Origin of the sequence: Dickeya undicola (assembly GCF_000784735.1) — a bacterium.
Taxonomy (GTDB): Bacteria; Pseudomonadota; Gammaproteobacteria; order Enterobacterales; family Enterobacteriaceae; genus Dickeya; species Dickeya undicola.
Window position 1 is genome coordinate 18,347 of record NZ_JSYG01000012.1, and the last position, 12,428, is coordinate 30,774.

General features: G+C 57.6%; 13 protein-coding genes. 2 read left to right on the forward strand and 11 right to left on the reverse strand.

Annotated elements, in window-relative coordinates:
* Nucleotides 1-402 precede the first annotated feature (402 nt).
* The 9 genes from phnN to phnF are packed head-to-tail and all read right to left on the reverse strand — an operon-like array spanning nt 403 to nt 7,335.
* Nucleotides 403-963, reverse strand: a complete 561-nt coding sequence (gene phnN / locus OB87_RS06720) for a ribose 1,5-bisphosphokinase (RefSeq protein ID WP_033568673.1) — start codon at nt 961-963, stop codon at nt 403-405.
* Nucleotides 963-2,099: an alpha-D-ribose 1-methylphosphonate 5-triphosphate diphosphatase gene (phnM, locus tag OB87_RS06725; protein WP_033568674.1), complete on the reverse strand. Its 1,137-nt coding sequence runs from the start codon at nt 2,097-2,099 to the stop codon at nt 963-965. Before phnM ends, phnN begins: the two co-directional genes overlap by 1 nt.
* Nucleotides 2,089-2,817 (reverse strand): phosphonate C-P lyase system protein PhnL, encoded by a 729-nt coding sequence (gene phnL / locus OB87_RS06730; RefSeq protein ID WP_033568675.1) that lies wholly within the window; start codon nt 2,815-2,817, stop codon nt 2,089-2,091. Before phnL ends, phnM begins: the two co-directional genes overlap by 11 nt.
* Nucleotides 2,818-2,841: 24 nt before the next feature.
* Entirely contained in the window at nt 2,842-3,645 is an 804-nt protein-coding gene (gene phnK / locus OB87_RS06735; RefSeq protein WP_050515662.1) for a phosphonate C-P lyase system protein PhnK, read from the reverse strand.
* 25 nt (nt 3,646-3,670) lie between these two features.
* Nucleotides 3,671-4,525, reverse strand: a complete 855-nt coding sequence (locus OB87_RS06740; RefSeq protein ID WP_033568676.1) for an alpha-D-ribose 1-methylphosphonate 5-phosphate C-P-lyase PhnJ — start codon at nt 4,523-4,525, stop codon at nt 3,671-3,673.
* Complete coding sequence (locus tag OB87_RS06745; RefSeq protein ID WP_033568677.1) at nt 4,503-5,594, reverse strand: carbon-phosphorus lyase complex subunit PhnI; 1,092 nt, start codon at nt 5,592-5,594, stop codon at nt 4,503-4,505. The genes OB87_RS06740 and OB87_RS06745 overlap by 23 nt, the downstream gene beginning before the upstream one ends.
* Entirely contained in the window at nt 5,594-6,169 is a 576-nt protein-coding gene (gene phnH, locus OB87_RS06750; protein ID WP_033568678.1) for a phosphonate C-P lyase system protein PhnH, read from the reverse strand. The genes OB87_RS06745 and phnH overlap by 1 nt, the downstream gene beginning before the upstream one ends.
* Nucleotides 6,166-6,615: a phosphonate C-P lyase system protein PhnG gene (phnG, locus tag OB87_RS20930; RefSeq protein ID WP_033568679.1), complete on the reverse strand. Its 450-nt coding sequence runs from the start codon at nt 6,613-6,615 to the stop codon at nt 6,166-6,168. Before phnG ends, phnH begins: the two co-directional genes overlap by 4 nt.
* Nucleotides 6,616-7,335, reverse strand: a complete 720-nt coding sequence (gene phnF / locus OB87_RS20935; protein ID WP_033568680.1) for a phosphonate metabolism transcriptional regulator PhnF — start codon at nt 7,333-7,335, stop codon at nt 6,616-6,618. It lies immediately after the preceding gene.
* 439 nt (nt 7,336-7,774) lie between these two features.
* Here phnF and OB87_RS06765 point away from each other — a divergent pair, with 439 nt between their 5' ends.
* Together OB87_RS06765 and OB87_RS06770 are read left to right on the forward strand one after the other, a co-directional pair.
* On the forward strand, nt 7,775-8,563 hold the full coding sequence (locus OB87_RS06765) for a YiiX/YebB-like N1pC/P60 family cysteine hydrolase (RefSeq protein WP_072025440.1): 789 nt from the start codon (nt 7,775-7,777) through the stop codon (nt 8,561-8,563).
* Nucleotides 8,564-8,840: 277 nt separating this feature from the next.
* Nucleotides 8,841-9,143 (forward strand): hypothetical protein, encoded by a 303-nt coding sequence (locus OB87_RS06770; RefSeq protein WP_050515657.1) that lies wholly within the window; start codon nt 8,841-8,843, stop codon nt 9,141-9,143.
* A gap of 105 nt (nt 9,144-9,248) precedes the next feature.
* Here OB87_RS06770 and ygjG read toward each other — a convergent pair whose 3' ends face one another.
* Complete coding sequence (gene ygjG, locus OB87_RS06775) at nt 9,249-10,667, reverse strand: putrescine aminotransferase (RefSeq protein ID WP_033568681.1); 1,419 nt, start codon at nt 10,665-10,667, stop codon at nt 9,249-9,251.
* A gap of 278 nt (nt 10,668-10,945) precedes the next feature.
* Nucleotides 10,946-12,382, reverse strand: a complete 1,437-nt coding sequence (gene patD, locus OB87_RS06780; RefSeq protein WP_033568682.1) for an aminobutyraldehyde dehydrogenase — start codon at nt 12,380-12,382, stop codon at nt 10,946-10,948.
* Nucleotides 12,383-12,428 lie beyond the last annotated feature (46 nt).

The following is a 12,428-nucleotide window of genomic DNA, read 5'->3' on the forward strand; positions in this document are numbered from 1 at the left end:
TGAGGCTGTTAACAAACAGCCGTGTTGTTTTGTTATTGGCGAATAGATGTCAACGCCGTGAAATGTTTCGTGCGTGATGACCTCAATGATCTCTTTGTAACGTCATCGCACGCACGACAAGGAGAGGCTCATCGCCGCCTCTCCTTGACCTCTGGCTGGTGGCTAAACTGTGGCGCTACGCGCTACCTTCGGCACTCGACTTCGCTATTCGGGCCGCCTGTGACGCGTTTACTCGCCCCATACCTGGGGCTCGCCCTACGGGCCAGCGTAAACGCTGTTCAAAAACGCTCCCGGCGTTTTTGTCAGACGCGGCACGGGCTTTCGCAGCATCCATGCTGCTCACCCGGCGAAGTCGCCCACCTCAGCACAGTTTTTGACGCCGGGAAAAATCACTATCTCAAGCTAAAGGGGTAGCAATCTATTCTTCTCTTCAGCCGCTAACAGGGTGTGGAACGCCTGTAGCGTTTGGGCTAGTGCGCCATCGTTATTCAGTCGTCGGCACGCCGCCGGAACCGGCATCTCGCTGGCCCGCTGCAACCGCTGCGCGATCGCCGCTTCATCTTCCCGCCCGCGCTGACGCAAACGCTGCGCCAGCACCGCCGGAGACACGTGCAGGCACACCGGCAACAAGCGCTCGCCGTAGCGCGTTTGTGCCTGTTGATGATGAAAACGCGAGCCGTTGACCACCACATCCAACCCGGCGGATAGCCACAGGTCGATTTCAATGCCGATGCCGTACTGATAGTGGTGGGCCTGCCAGTGCAATGCGAACAAACCGCACTCGCGGCGATGCGCGAACTCCGCATCGCTGAGCGCAATATGGTTTTCGCCACCAGCCTGTGCCGGGCGGGTAATGTAGCGATGCGCCACCAGCAAACGTGTCGGATTGGTCTGCCGCAGGGCATCCAGCAGGGAATCTTTGCCGGAGCCGGACGCACCGGTCAGCCAGATTAACCGCGCCATCAGAACACCTGTCGTCCCTGCGCCCACACCTGACGAATCCGTACCTGACCGTGCGAATGGTGCGCCAGCACCAGATCGGCGCGCAGCCCTTCGCCGATGCGTCCCCGGTCGTTCAGGCCCACCGACTGCGCCGGATTGGCACTGACCATCGCCACCGTCTGCGGCAAGGTAAACGGATTATGCTCATCGTCTGCCAGCCGAAACGCCGCATCCAGTAAGCTGGCGGGGTAATAGTCGGATGACAGAATATCCAGCAGCCCTTGCTCCGCCAGCCGGGACGCCGCCACGTTGCCGGAGTGGGAACCACCGCGCACGATGTTGGGCGCGCCCATCAGCACCTTCATGCCGCTGACGTGCGACGCCTGCGCCGCTATCTCGGTAGTGGGGAACTCGGCGATCACGCTCCCCAGCGCCAGCGATTCATGCACATGGGCGGCGGTGGCATCGTCGTGGCTGGCCAGCGCAATACCGCGCTCGCGGCAATGCGCGGCAATCGCCAGCCGGTTCGGCGTCGACCACCGTTCAGACAGCGTTCGCTGTTCGGTTTCAAACGCATCCATCTCGGCATCGTTCAAGCGGTATTTCCCCTGATAATACTCGCGGTATTTTTCCGGCGTGGCGAACTGCCGCTGCCCTGGCGAGTGGTCCATCAGCGACACCAGCGCCACTTCCGGCGTGGTCATCAACGCTTCAAACAGCGGCAAGGTGGTGTGGTGCGGTAATTCGCAACGCAGGTGAATCAGATGCTGCGCCCGGTTCACCCCCTGTTGCTGGCTGTGGACAATGGCGTCAATCATGCGACGCAGATTATCGAGCCGGTGGCCGCCGTCGCGCACATCGCCTATCGCTACCGCATCCAGCACCGTGGTGATGCCGCTGGCGACGATCAGCGCATCGTGGCTGCTCATCGCTGAATGCGCTGGCCAGTCAACCTTCGGGCGTGGCATGAAGAACTTGTCCAGATTGTCGGTATGCAGTTCCACCAGCCCCGGCAGCAGCCAGCCGCCTTCGCCGTCCAGCGCCTGCGGCAACTGACTGGGTGTTTGGGCAATCGTGCGGATGATTCCCTGATGGCACTCCAGCGAACCGGTTACCACCTCATTTTCCAGCACCAGGCGGACATTATTAATGATCATGAGTCAACTCCTGGCTGACTGGGCTCATCACATGCAGGCGATCCGCAACCCGGTTTCGCACCGCTTCATCATGGAAAATACCGACTACCGCTGCGCCGCGTGCCCGCGCTTGCTCAATCAGTGCGACTACGGCATCACGGTTGGCGGTGTCCAGCGAAGCGGTCGGTTCGTCCAGCAGCAGCAACGAATAATCGGCGATAAACCCGCGGGCGATGTTGACCCGCTGCTGCTCGCCGCCGGAGAAGGTGGCGGGTGCCAGCGTCCAGAGCCGACGCGGGACGTTGAGCCGGGTCAGCAACGCTTCAGCGCGCGCTTCGCATACCGCCCGGTCTTCGCCGCGCTCCAGCAGCGGTTGCATCACCACCTCTAGCGTCGGAATACGCGGGATCACCCGCAGAAACTGGCTGACCCAGCCGATGGTATCGCGCCGTACCGCCAGCACCTGTCGGGCCGGTGCGGTCACCAGATCGACCCACGCTTCGCGATGACGCACCCACACCTGGCCGCTGTCCGGCTGGTAGTTAGCGTACAGCGATCGCAACAGCGTGGACTTGCCGCTGCCGGAATGGCCATGCAGCACCACGCACTCGCCAGCGGCCACCGTCAGGCTGGCCTGATGCAACACCGGCAGCCGGGCGGCGTGCTGGTTGTGCAGTACAAAGGTTTTACTCAGATTTTCCACGCGCAGAACCGTCATGGACGTGCCTTCGGTTGTCATGTTTCACCTCATCGCCATTCACGCTTATCCCAACACCGACGACACCAGCAACTGGGTATAAGGATGATGAGGATCATCCAGCACCCGGTCGGTCAGGCCGCTTTCCACTACCCTGCCCTCGCGCATCACCAACAGCCGGTGCGCCAGCAGACGCGCCACACCGAGGTCATGGGTCACGATCACCACCGCCAGACCGAGGTCGCGCACCAGCGTGCGCAGCAAGTCCAGCAATCGTGCCTGCACCGACACATCCAGCCCGCCGGTCGGTTCGTCCATGAACACCAGCTTCGGATGGGTGACCAGATTGCGGGCTACCTGCAACCGCTGCTGCATCCCGCCGGAAAAGGTGGTGGGCAGGTCGTCAAGCCGGGACAGCGGGATCTCCACATCCTGCAACCACTGCCCGGCCTGACGACGAATATCGCCATAGTGACGGGCACCGACCGCCATCAGCCGTTCGCCGATGTTGCCGCCCGCTGACACGCGAGGGCGCAGGCCATCCAGCGGATGCTGGTGCACCACGCCCCACTCGGTGCGCAGCAGGCGGCGTCGGTCGCTTTCGCTCATGGCGTACAGCGAGCGGCCCTGGTAGTCAATCTGCCCGGCCTGCGGCGTCAGCCGGGCGGAAATCGCCTTCAGCAGGGTGGTTTTACCGGAACCGGATTCGCCGACAATGCCCAGCACTTCGCCGGGGTACAGGTCAAACGACACCTCGCAAAAACCCTTGCCGGGCGCGTACAGGTGGGTCAGGTTGCGCACCTGCAACAGCGGCGTCTCGTCGTCGTAACGTGCGCTGGCACCCACAACCGACGCGGCGGCCTGATCCATGCCTGCCTGATCCATACCTGCCTGATCAATGTGATTCATGGTGCCCGGCCTCCTGACGCTCACGGCAATAATCGGTATCAGAACAGACGTACAGCCGGGTGCCCTGATCGTCCATCACCACCTCGTCGAGGTAACTGTGGTGCGAACCACACAGTGCGCAGGGCTGGTCCCAGCGCTGGACGCTGAACGGGTGGTCGTCAAAATCGAGGCTTTCCACCTGGGTATAAGGCGGCAGGGCGTAAATGCGCTTTTCGCGCCCGGCACCGAACAGTTGCAACGCGGGCATCATGTGCATTTTCGGGTTGTCGAATTTCGGGATCGGCGACGGGTCCATGATGTAGCGGTGATTCACCCTGACCGGGTAAGCGTAGGTGGTGGCGATGTGGCCGAAGCGGGCGATATCTTCGTACAACTTCACCTGCATGATGCCGTACTCCTCCAGCGCGTGCATTTTGCGTGTTTCCGTCTCACGCGGCTCGATAAAGCGCAGCGGTTCTGGGATCGGCACCTGATAAATCAGGATTTGGTCTTCACGCAACGGTGTTTCCGGGATGCGGTGACGGGTCTGGATCAGCGTAGCGTCGGTGGTACGTTCGGTGACAGCGGCTTCGCTGACCCGCTGGAAGAAACGGCGGATCGATACCGCGTTGGTGGTGTCGTCGGCCCCTTGATCGATGACTTTCAGCACGTCGTCATCGCCGATCAGGCTGGCGGTCAGTTGGATGCCGCCGGTGCCCCAGCCGTAAGGCATCGGCATTTCCCGCCCGCCAAACGGCACCTGATAACCGGGGATCGCCACCGCTTTGAGGATGGCGCGCCGAATCGTGCGTTTACTCTGTTCGTCCAGATAACCGGGGTTATATCCGCTCAGCGTGTTCATCGCGCTCCTCCTGCGGTGACTGGCGCAACTGGCGCAGCAACGCCAGCTCAGCCTGAAAGTCGACGTAATGCGGCAATTTAAGGTGGGAGACAAAACCGGCCGCCTCCACATTGTCCGCGTGCGACAGCACAAACTCTTCGTCCTGCGCCGGGCTACTAATTGGCTCCTGATAGGCCGGTGCCTGCAACGCCCGGTCCACCAGCGCCATCGCCATCGCCTTGCGCTCAGCGCGGCCAAACACCAGCCCGTAGCCACGGGTAAAGTGCGGCGGCTCATCCTCCGGCACGGTAAACCCGTTGACCATCTCGCATTCGGTCAACAGGATGTCGCCGATTTCCAGCGCAAAGCCCAGCTCTTCCGGCTCGATTTCTACCGTGACATAACCGGTGCGAATCTCGCCCGCAAACGGGTGGGTACGGCCGTAGCCACGCTGGGTGGAATAGCCCAACGCCAGCAGGAACCCTTCGTCGCCGCGCGCCAGTTGCTGTAACCGGGCGCTGCGTGGCATTGGGTAAGCGGGTGGATCACGGGTGATATCCAGCGGCTCGCCGCCATCATCCTGTTCGGCCGCCGCCAGCCCTTCCGCCGTCATCATGGCGAACATGTGCGGACAATGGTCCGCCAGCGGTTCCTGCGCCTTTGGCGCGAGCGGCGGCTCGCCTTCCGCCAGCAGGACAAAATCCAGCAACCGGTGGGTATAGTCATACGTGGGGCCAAGCACCTGCCCGCCGGGCAAGTCCTTGTACACCGCCGAAATACGCCGTTCCAGCTGCATCCGCCCGGTATCCAGCGGCAGGCTGTCCGCCAGCCGTGGCAGCGTGGTGCGGTAGGCGCGCAGCAGAAAAATCGCCTCTACCAGGTCGCCGCTGGCCTGCTTGATCGCCAGCGCCGCCAGTTCCCGGTCGTAAATTCCGCCTTCGGTCATCACCCGGTCTACCGCCAGCCCCAGTTGCTGTTCAATCTGCGCCGCCTGCACCTCTGGCAGCCGGGTGTCGCCGCGCCGCAGGTTAGCCTGTAACTGATGAGCGGCCTCAATGGCTTTTTCGCCCCCTTTCACCGCGACATACATCAGCACACCTCCACATGCGTGGTGCGCGGCAGCGCCATCAGCGTGCCGCCGCAGGTAAAAATGAAGTCCAGCCCGGCGGGAAACGGATGCGGGCGCTGTTCCAGATAATCCTGCACGCTGGCAGGCAACTGAGGGGCAATCATGCGTGCTTCGGCAATCCCCGGCCCGGTCAGGCGCAGGGCACGTCCGCCGCCCAGCGCGGGCACCTCCAGCACCAGCGTGACGCTGTTTTCCGGAGCCATCTCATCGCCAGCGGCAAAGCCGTCCAGCGACAGCTCCCGGCTGACCGGCAACAGCGCGAACGCCGCCGCCTCGCGCTCCACCAGCTTCACGCCGGTGTGAAAGCGCAGGTTGGTCAGCAACGTCTCCTGCGACAACGCCGGGTCCAGCCACAGCGGTGTTTCACGGTCCATCAGCGTCAGCACCACCGCAGTGGCGGACGGCGATAAGCCACCCCAGCCGCTATCGTGATTCAGCGACACCACCACGCCCGGTTCGCTCATGGCTTTCAAAATGCGGCGAAAGGCGTACTGCGCATCGCGCCAGGGATGGGAAAAGCCTGCCAGTAGCGTCATGCGTTATCTCCTCGCACCAGCGTAAAGAAATCGACCTTGCTGCTGGCAATTTCCCGCGCCCGTTGCTGACGCAACTCGTCACGGGTCGCGGCCAGCGGCACGATCAGGTGTTGGTAGAGCGCGCTTTGCGTCCCCTGTTGTTGCAGCAGGGCGTCGATTAACGCGCACAGTTCAGCGTGAGGCTTATTGCGGCCGGTGACGTAGCTGTAGCCGCACGTCCCATCTTCCAGCCGGACCACCGCGCGGGTGACGGTGACATCACCCAGCACGAAGCGATTACCGGTAGCGCCAATACGCGCCTGCAAACGCGCCAGCCCGGTTTCCGGTGCCCGCAACGTTTGCCAGACCGGATGCAGACTCAGCGGTTGCCAGTGACGCCGCAGTTGATCCGGGTCGCTGTGCGCCAGTACCGACAGCCAGCGTTGCCTTGCGGTTTGGGTTGTCATTCAGTGCTCCATTGTCAGTTCGATCATGTCGGCCCGCGCCAGACTGACGGAGTACTCCGCCACCCGGTCGCTGCCGCTACAAATATTGAGCGTGCGAATGCACATCAGCGGGGTTTGCCGCGCCACTTCCAGCAATTGCGCTTCTTTCGCCTGTGATGCACGGGCGCTGATGCGGGTCTGCCGACGGGTCAGGGATTGCTGTAATTCGCGGGCCAGAAAATCGTGCAGCGAGCCGCTGGTGAAACGCTGTAGCACGGGCCACCAGTCGAGATTCGGCAGGTAGTGATCGATCAGTGATACCGGTACACCGTTGACCCGACGCAGAGTTCGCAGATGAATCACCTCATCGCCCTCTTCCCGCCCCAGCGCCGCCGCTACGGATGCATTAGCCGGTCGCAACACCGCCAGCAGCCGTTCGCTGGTGGGATGACTGCCCTGCTCCAGCAGGTTCTGGCTAAAACGTGTTTGCGCATGTAATGGGTAATCATAGGGACGCATCAGCACCAGAATGCCGACGCCATGCCGACGCTGCACCAACCCTTTATTCACCAGCTCGTCTACCGCACGCCGCAGCGTATGGCGATTCACCTCGTAGCGCGCCGCCAGTTGCTGCTCGGACGGCAGATAGTCGCCACAGCGGTAGACGGTGCGCAGTTCTTCTTCCAGCCGGGCGGCGATGGCCTGATACACAGTGGTAGGATGTCTAGATATCATATCCATAAAAAAACTCCTGCTCGCAGGGAGCCTTTCCGGGGGCACATTCGCTCACGGGTCGGTTAGCCACGAAGCGCGACCGGAGTGCTGCCAGCGGGCAACGCGGTACATCGCTTCAATCAGGGGGATTGGCGATTATGTTGGCAAAGCTGTGTGACAGACTGGCGAAGCGTGGATGACGAAATGGTGAAGGGAAAAGGACAGGTGGTGAGACTGGTTGATTTAATAGAGAGGCGAGTAGTGAACGAGAAACGTTTATTCTCTCAGATTTGAGCTGATGCGTTGTGGCTCAGGGCTGTGTTTAATCTGGTGGGTGGATTTGTGTCAGGGGGCGGAGGTGATTAACATTAGTCTGTTATTAAACATACAAGAAAAATTTAGTCTTAACAGTTTATAAATAATTAGACTCATGCTATAAATTAAAAGAAAAAATCAAGGAGATGTAATGTCTGTAACTGGTCTAAATGCGGGTGACATTCTACTAATAAACAATAGAACGAAAAACCGATGGTACAATATTTTAGGACAAAAAATTTTACGTAAAACCCCTTCAGTTAACACCACTCATGTTGCACTAAGTTTAGGTGATGGTATATTTATACATGCTGATACTTCTTGTGGCGTAGACTTGGCTTTCTTTCCTGAACTACTCGATAAATCAGAGGGAAACTGGAAAGTCATAAGACATATTGAAATAAACGACGAAACCGAGGAAGAAATAAAAAAATCAGGAATATTCCATTTTAAAAAGGCTTATAACTACGGAATCATTCTTAAAGAAAGCGAAACATCACTTTTTTGTTCTCAATTCGTGGATTTAGCTTATAAAACCATTGGAGTTGATATCTTTAGACGTAAAAAGGATAATAGTTTATTGCGTTTAGACAATATTCTTCCCGTTGACTTTGAGCGATTACTTACCAATGATAAAAATTGGAGCGATGTGACAAATATTTACCTTGACAATATGAATGATAATTTCTTTGAAAATTTAAAGCATAACTTCAAAATGCAATACATCATTATAACCCTTACAAAAAATATGCGTAGAAATCACACCTCCACACTAGACTTTGTACATTATTTAAATGACTTTCACAATCAACTACCGGACGAGTATAAAAGTATGGAGCTTGAAAGCCATCTATCCGAGATGATTAAAGATTTTAATAATAATGAAAGTAACTTCCTTTATGATTTTTGGAACATAAAATCAAAGCGTTTTAAAAAATAATTAACATTTCGGTAATTTTATACCACCAGTCAATTATTAAAAATAACTTACAATTAAACCAGAAACTTCTTATAGCAAACATTGATGCTCATGACGGTGACATGGTTCGTTCCTCGCCCAAAGCTGACTGTAAGATTTGATTGTGTGTCCTATGGTAAAAACTACGTGATTACCACTGCTATAACTACACTATTGAAACATCAGTCGATACCAAATCGATATTTGGCATTTTGATTTACAACAGTTTTCTTTACCTCTCCCAATATAAGTGAATAAAATGCAGAGAATCCGTGACAACAGTTCAAGAATCACCATCCTCTTTTTCCTGTTACCATTGCAGGTTACGTTAGCGAATACCGACCATTTTCCTGATGACGTGCAGCGATTTTTAAATAACGCGGAAGAATGCCAATATTTCTCTGGAGAGTGGGACAGTACACTGTCTAAATCACTTCAGCGGGACATTGAGCGGCAAGCGAATAAGTACTGTAAAGCGGCGAAAAAACAGCAGAACGAGCTCAAACATAAGTACAAAGGAAATCAGCAGATAGAAGACAGAATTAGTGAATATGATTTTTAATTTCGCTTCAATACCCGACAGATTTGCCAAAAAAAAGCCAGTCGACTAATCAGACTGGCTTAACGTATCGGCTCAGCACCGGGCTGAACGCATAAGGGTGGGTGTTCACTGGAGTGCGAGTTCCTTATTGACAGGTTTGGGTTTGGTGTCATCCACACCGGTTGCCCGTAGCCTCGCCAGCGCTCGTTCTGCCTCTTGCAGTACGTGCTGACATTGCTCGTGGGTGATGGTCAGCGGTGGTTCGATGCGAATCGACTTGGCGTTGTTCAGCGTGCCCGCCACCAGCACCCGGCGCTGGAACAGTTCGCTGGCAAAGGCATAGCCCATCGCGTTTTCTTTAAATTCAATGGCCTGTAACAACCCTTTGCCGCGCGCTTCCACGATCAGGTCCGGGTACGCTGCCGCCAGCCGTTGCAACCCGGTCAGCAAAAACGCCCCCTGACGCGCCGCCTGCTCCGCCAGATTGTCGCGCAACAGCACGTTGACCGTCGCCAGCGCCGCCGCGCAAGCCAGCGGGTTGCCACCAAAGGTGGTGGTATGCAGGAACGGGTTGTCAAACAGCACCGAAAACACCTCTTCGGTGGCGACCGTCGCGCCAATCGGCATCACACCGCCGCCAAGCGCTTTGGCCAGGCAGAGGATATCCGGCTGTACGCCATAATGCTCACAGGCGAACATCTTGCCGGTGCGCCCCATGCCGGTCTGCACTTCATCCAGAATCAGCAACGCGCCAATTTCATCGCATAAGGCGCGAACGGCGGGCAGATACTGATCAGGCGGTACGATGACCCCACCTTCACCCTGAATCGGCTCCAGAATCACCGCGGCGATGCCTTCGCCGTTGCGCTGACACTGTTCGACTTTCTGCCGCATAGCCTGAATATCACCAAACGCTACGTGGTGGAAATCCGGCAATAACGGCATGAACGGGCGACGGAACACCGGCTTGGCGGTAGCGGACAACGCCCCCAGCGACTTACCGTGGAATGCACCGTGAGTCGCGATGAAACTGGACTTGCCGCGCGGAGACTGGTAAGCTTTCGCCAGTTTGAGCGCCGCTTCCACCGACTCGGTGCCGCTGTTGCTAAAGAAACTGTACTTCAGCGTACCTGGTGTGATCGCCGCCAGCGTTTTCGCCAGCATGGCGCGCAGCGGGTCCAGCAGTTCCTGGCTGTGCAGCGGCTGTTTGGACAACTGTTTTTCCACCGCCGCCACCACCGTAGGGTTACGGTGACCGACGTTGAAAATGCCATAGCCACCCAGGCAGTCGAGGTATTCATTGCCTTGCGTATCAAGCAGCGTGTTGGGGCCGCTGGCGCGCCATTCTACCGCACCGTAGCTGCCACCAGAGGTGACGGATTTTCTGTATTCCAGAAAACCGGGATTGACGTATTCACGAAAAGCGTTAAGGGTTTCCTGATTGAGCGCCACCATCGCGTCGGTGGATAGGGTATCGCTCATAATCAAATCAAGGGCCTGCTGAGAACACTCTAGCGGGTTAAGATGCGACAGTTGTCTGGACAAAGTGTACTCCTTGGGAGTGAGGTATCACGTGATACCAATTTAAGTAATGCATATAACGCACCACTTGCCCACCCAATTTGGAAATCGAGATTTCCTCCTGTCACTGTCTATTTTTGAAACACTTTATAAACAAAATAATCTATTTCGTATCACCCCCTGCCATTAGCAGCCTTATGAAGAGCAAAAAACGCTCAAAAAACAAGGCGAACGCACTACGAATGTGCAATCCGCCCCAGTATCGGGCATTTTTTCATCACCTGCCCATACTCGCCATACCGTCAATGGCGGATCATGATGTGCCGCACCACGGTGTAATCTTCCAGACCATAGGCAGACAGATCTTTGCCGTAGCCAGACAGCTTCTGGCCACCGTGCGGCATCTCGCTCACCAGCATAAAGTGGGTATTGACCCAGGTGCAGCCGTATTCCAGGCAGGCGGCGACACGATGCGCACGCCCGATGTCGCGGGTCCACACTGAGGACGACAGCCCGTAGCGTGAGTCGTTAGCCCACGCCACCACCTGCGCTTCGTCGTCAAACGGCGTGATGGAGATGACCGGGCCAAACACTTCCCGCTGGACAATTTCGTCCTCCTGGCGGGCATCCGCCAGGACCGTGGGCTGAAAATAGTAACCGCTGCCGGGCACCCGTTCCCCACCGGTGATCAGCCGAATGTGTGGTTGCGCGCGGGCGCGCTCGACAAAACCGGCGACCCGCTCCAGTTGATCGGCGGTAATCAGCGGCCCCAGTTCAGTGGTCGGGTCGTCGGGTGCGCCAATCCTCAGAGTAGCCACCGCCGCGCCCAGCTTCGTCACCAGTTGTTCATACACCGGGCGCTGCACATACAGGCGACAGGCGGCGGTGCAATCCTGCCCGGCGTTGTAAAAACCGAAACTGCGAATACCGTCCACCACCTGATCCAGGTCGGCATCGTCAAATACGATCACCGGTGCCTTGCCGCCCAGCTCCATGTGGGTGCGTTTCACGCTGGCCGCCGCATTACCGATGATATGCGAACCGGTGGCGATCGAACCGGTCAGTGATACCATGCGCACCCGTTCGTGGCCGGTTAGCGCATCACCGATTTCTCGTCCCTGCCCGAACAGAATATTGACCACACCCGCCGGGAACAGGTCGGCCAGCAGGCTGACCAGATACAAGGTCGTCAGCGGTGTCTGCTCCGCCGGTTTCAACACCACGCAGTTTCCCGCCGCCAGTGCTGGGGCCAGCTTCCACGCCGCCATCATCAGCGGATAATTCCAGGGGGCGATAGAGGCGACGACACCGACCGGATCACGGCGAATCATTGACGTATGCCCTTCCAGATACTCACCCGCCGCCGAACCGTTCAGGCAGCGCGCCGCCCCGGCGAAAAAGCGGAATACGTCCGCTACCGCCGGAATTTCGTCATTCAGCGCTGCGTGGTAGGGTTTGCCGCAGTTTAGCGACTCCAGCCGGGCCAGCGTTTCACCGTGCGCCTCAATCAGGTCTGCCAGTTTCAGCAACAGCGCCGCGCGTGTTTTGGGTGTGGTTTGCCCCCACTGAGCAAACGCTGCATCCGCCGCCATCACCGCGGCATCCACCTGCGTCAGGTCCGCCTGCGCAATGGCGGCGATGGCTTCGCCGGTCGCCGGGTTGTATACCGTGTAAGGCTCCCCGTTGCCCGACACCCGTTTTCCGTCAATCAACATGTCAGTCAGTAAATTGTCGTGCATACCCTGTCCCTCGAAGCAATAGCTGTAGACGTACCGTAGTGGTTGT

What these genes read in the sequence shown, in the direction of transcription:
- OB87_RS06770 (WP_050515657.1), top strand. Translation starts at nt 8,841, where the DNA reads ATGCAGAGAATCCGTGACAACAGTTCAAGAATCACCATCCTCTTTTTC.
- OB87_RS06765 (WP_072025440.1), top strand. Translation starts at nt 7,775, where the DNA reads ATGTCTGTAACTGGTCTAAATGCGGGTGACATTCTACTAATAAACAAT.
- OB87_RS06740 (WP_033568676.1), bottom strand. Translation starts at nt 4,525, where the DNA reads ATGAACACGCTGAGCGGATATAACCCCGGTTATCTGGACGAACAGAGT.
- phnL (WP_033568675.1), bottom strand. Translation starts at nt 2,817, where the DNA reads ATGACAACCGAAGGCACGTCCATGACGGTTCTGCGCGTGGAAAATCTG.
- phnN (WP_033568673.1), bottom strand. Translation starts at nt 963, where the DNA reads ATGGCGCGGTTAATCTGGCTGACCGGTGCGTCCGGCTCCGGCAAAGAT.
- phnF (WP_033568680.1), bottom strand. Translation starts at nt 7,335, where the DNA reads ATGGATATGATATCTAGACATCCTACCACTGTGTATCAGGCCATCGCC.
- phnM (WP_033568674.1), bottom strand. Translation starts at nt 2,099, where the DNA reads ATGATCATTAATAATGTCCGCCTGGTGCTGGAAAATGAGGTGGTAACC.
- phnG (WP_033568679.1), bottom strand. Translation starts at nt 6,615, where the DNA reads ATGACAACCCAAACCGCAAGGCAACGCTGGCTGTCGGTACTGGCGCAC.
- patD (WP_033568682.1), bottom strand. Translation starts at nt 12,382, where the DNA reads ATGCACGACAATTTACTGACTGACATGTTGATTGACGGAAAACGGGTG.
- phnH (WP_033568678.1), bottom strand. Translation starts at nt 6,169, where the DNA reads ATGACGCTACTGGCAGGCTTTTCCCATCCCTGGCGCGATGCGCAGTAC.
- OB87_RS06745 (WP_033568677.1), bottom strand. Translation starts at nt 5,594, where the DNA reads ATGTATGTCGCGGTGAAAGGGGGCGAAAAAGCCATTGAGGCCGCTCAT.
- phnK (WP_050515662.1), bottom strand. Translation starts at nt 3,645, where the DNA reads ATGGATCAGGCCGCCGCGTCGGTTGTGGGTGCCAGCGCACGTTACGAC.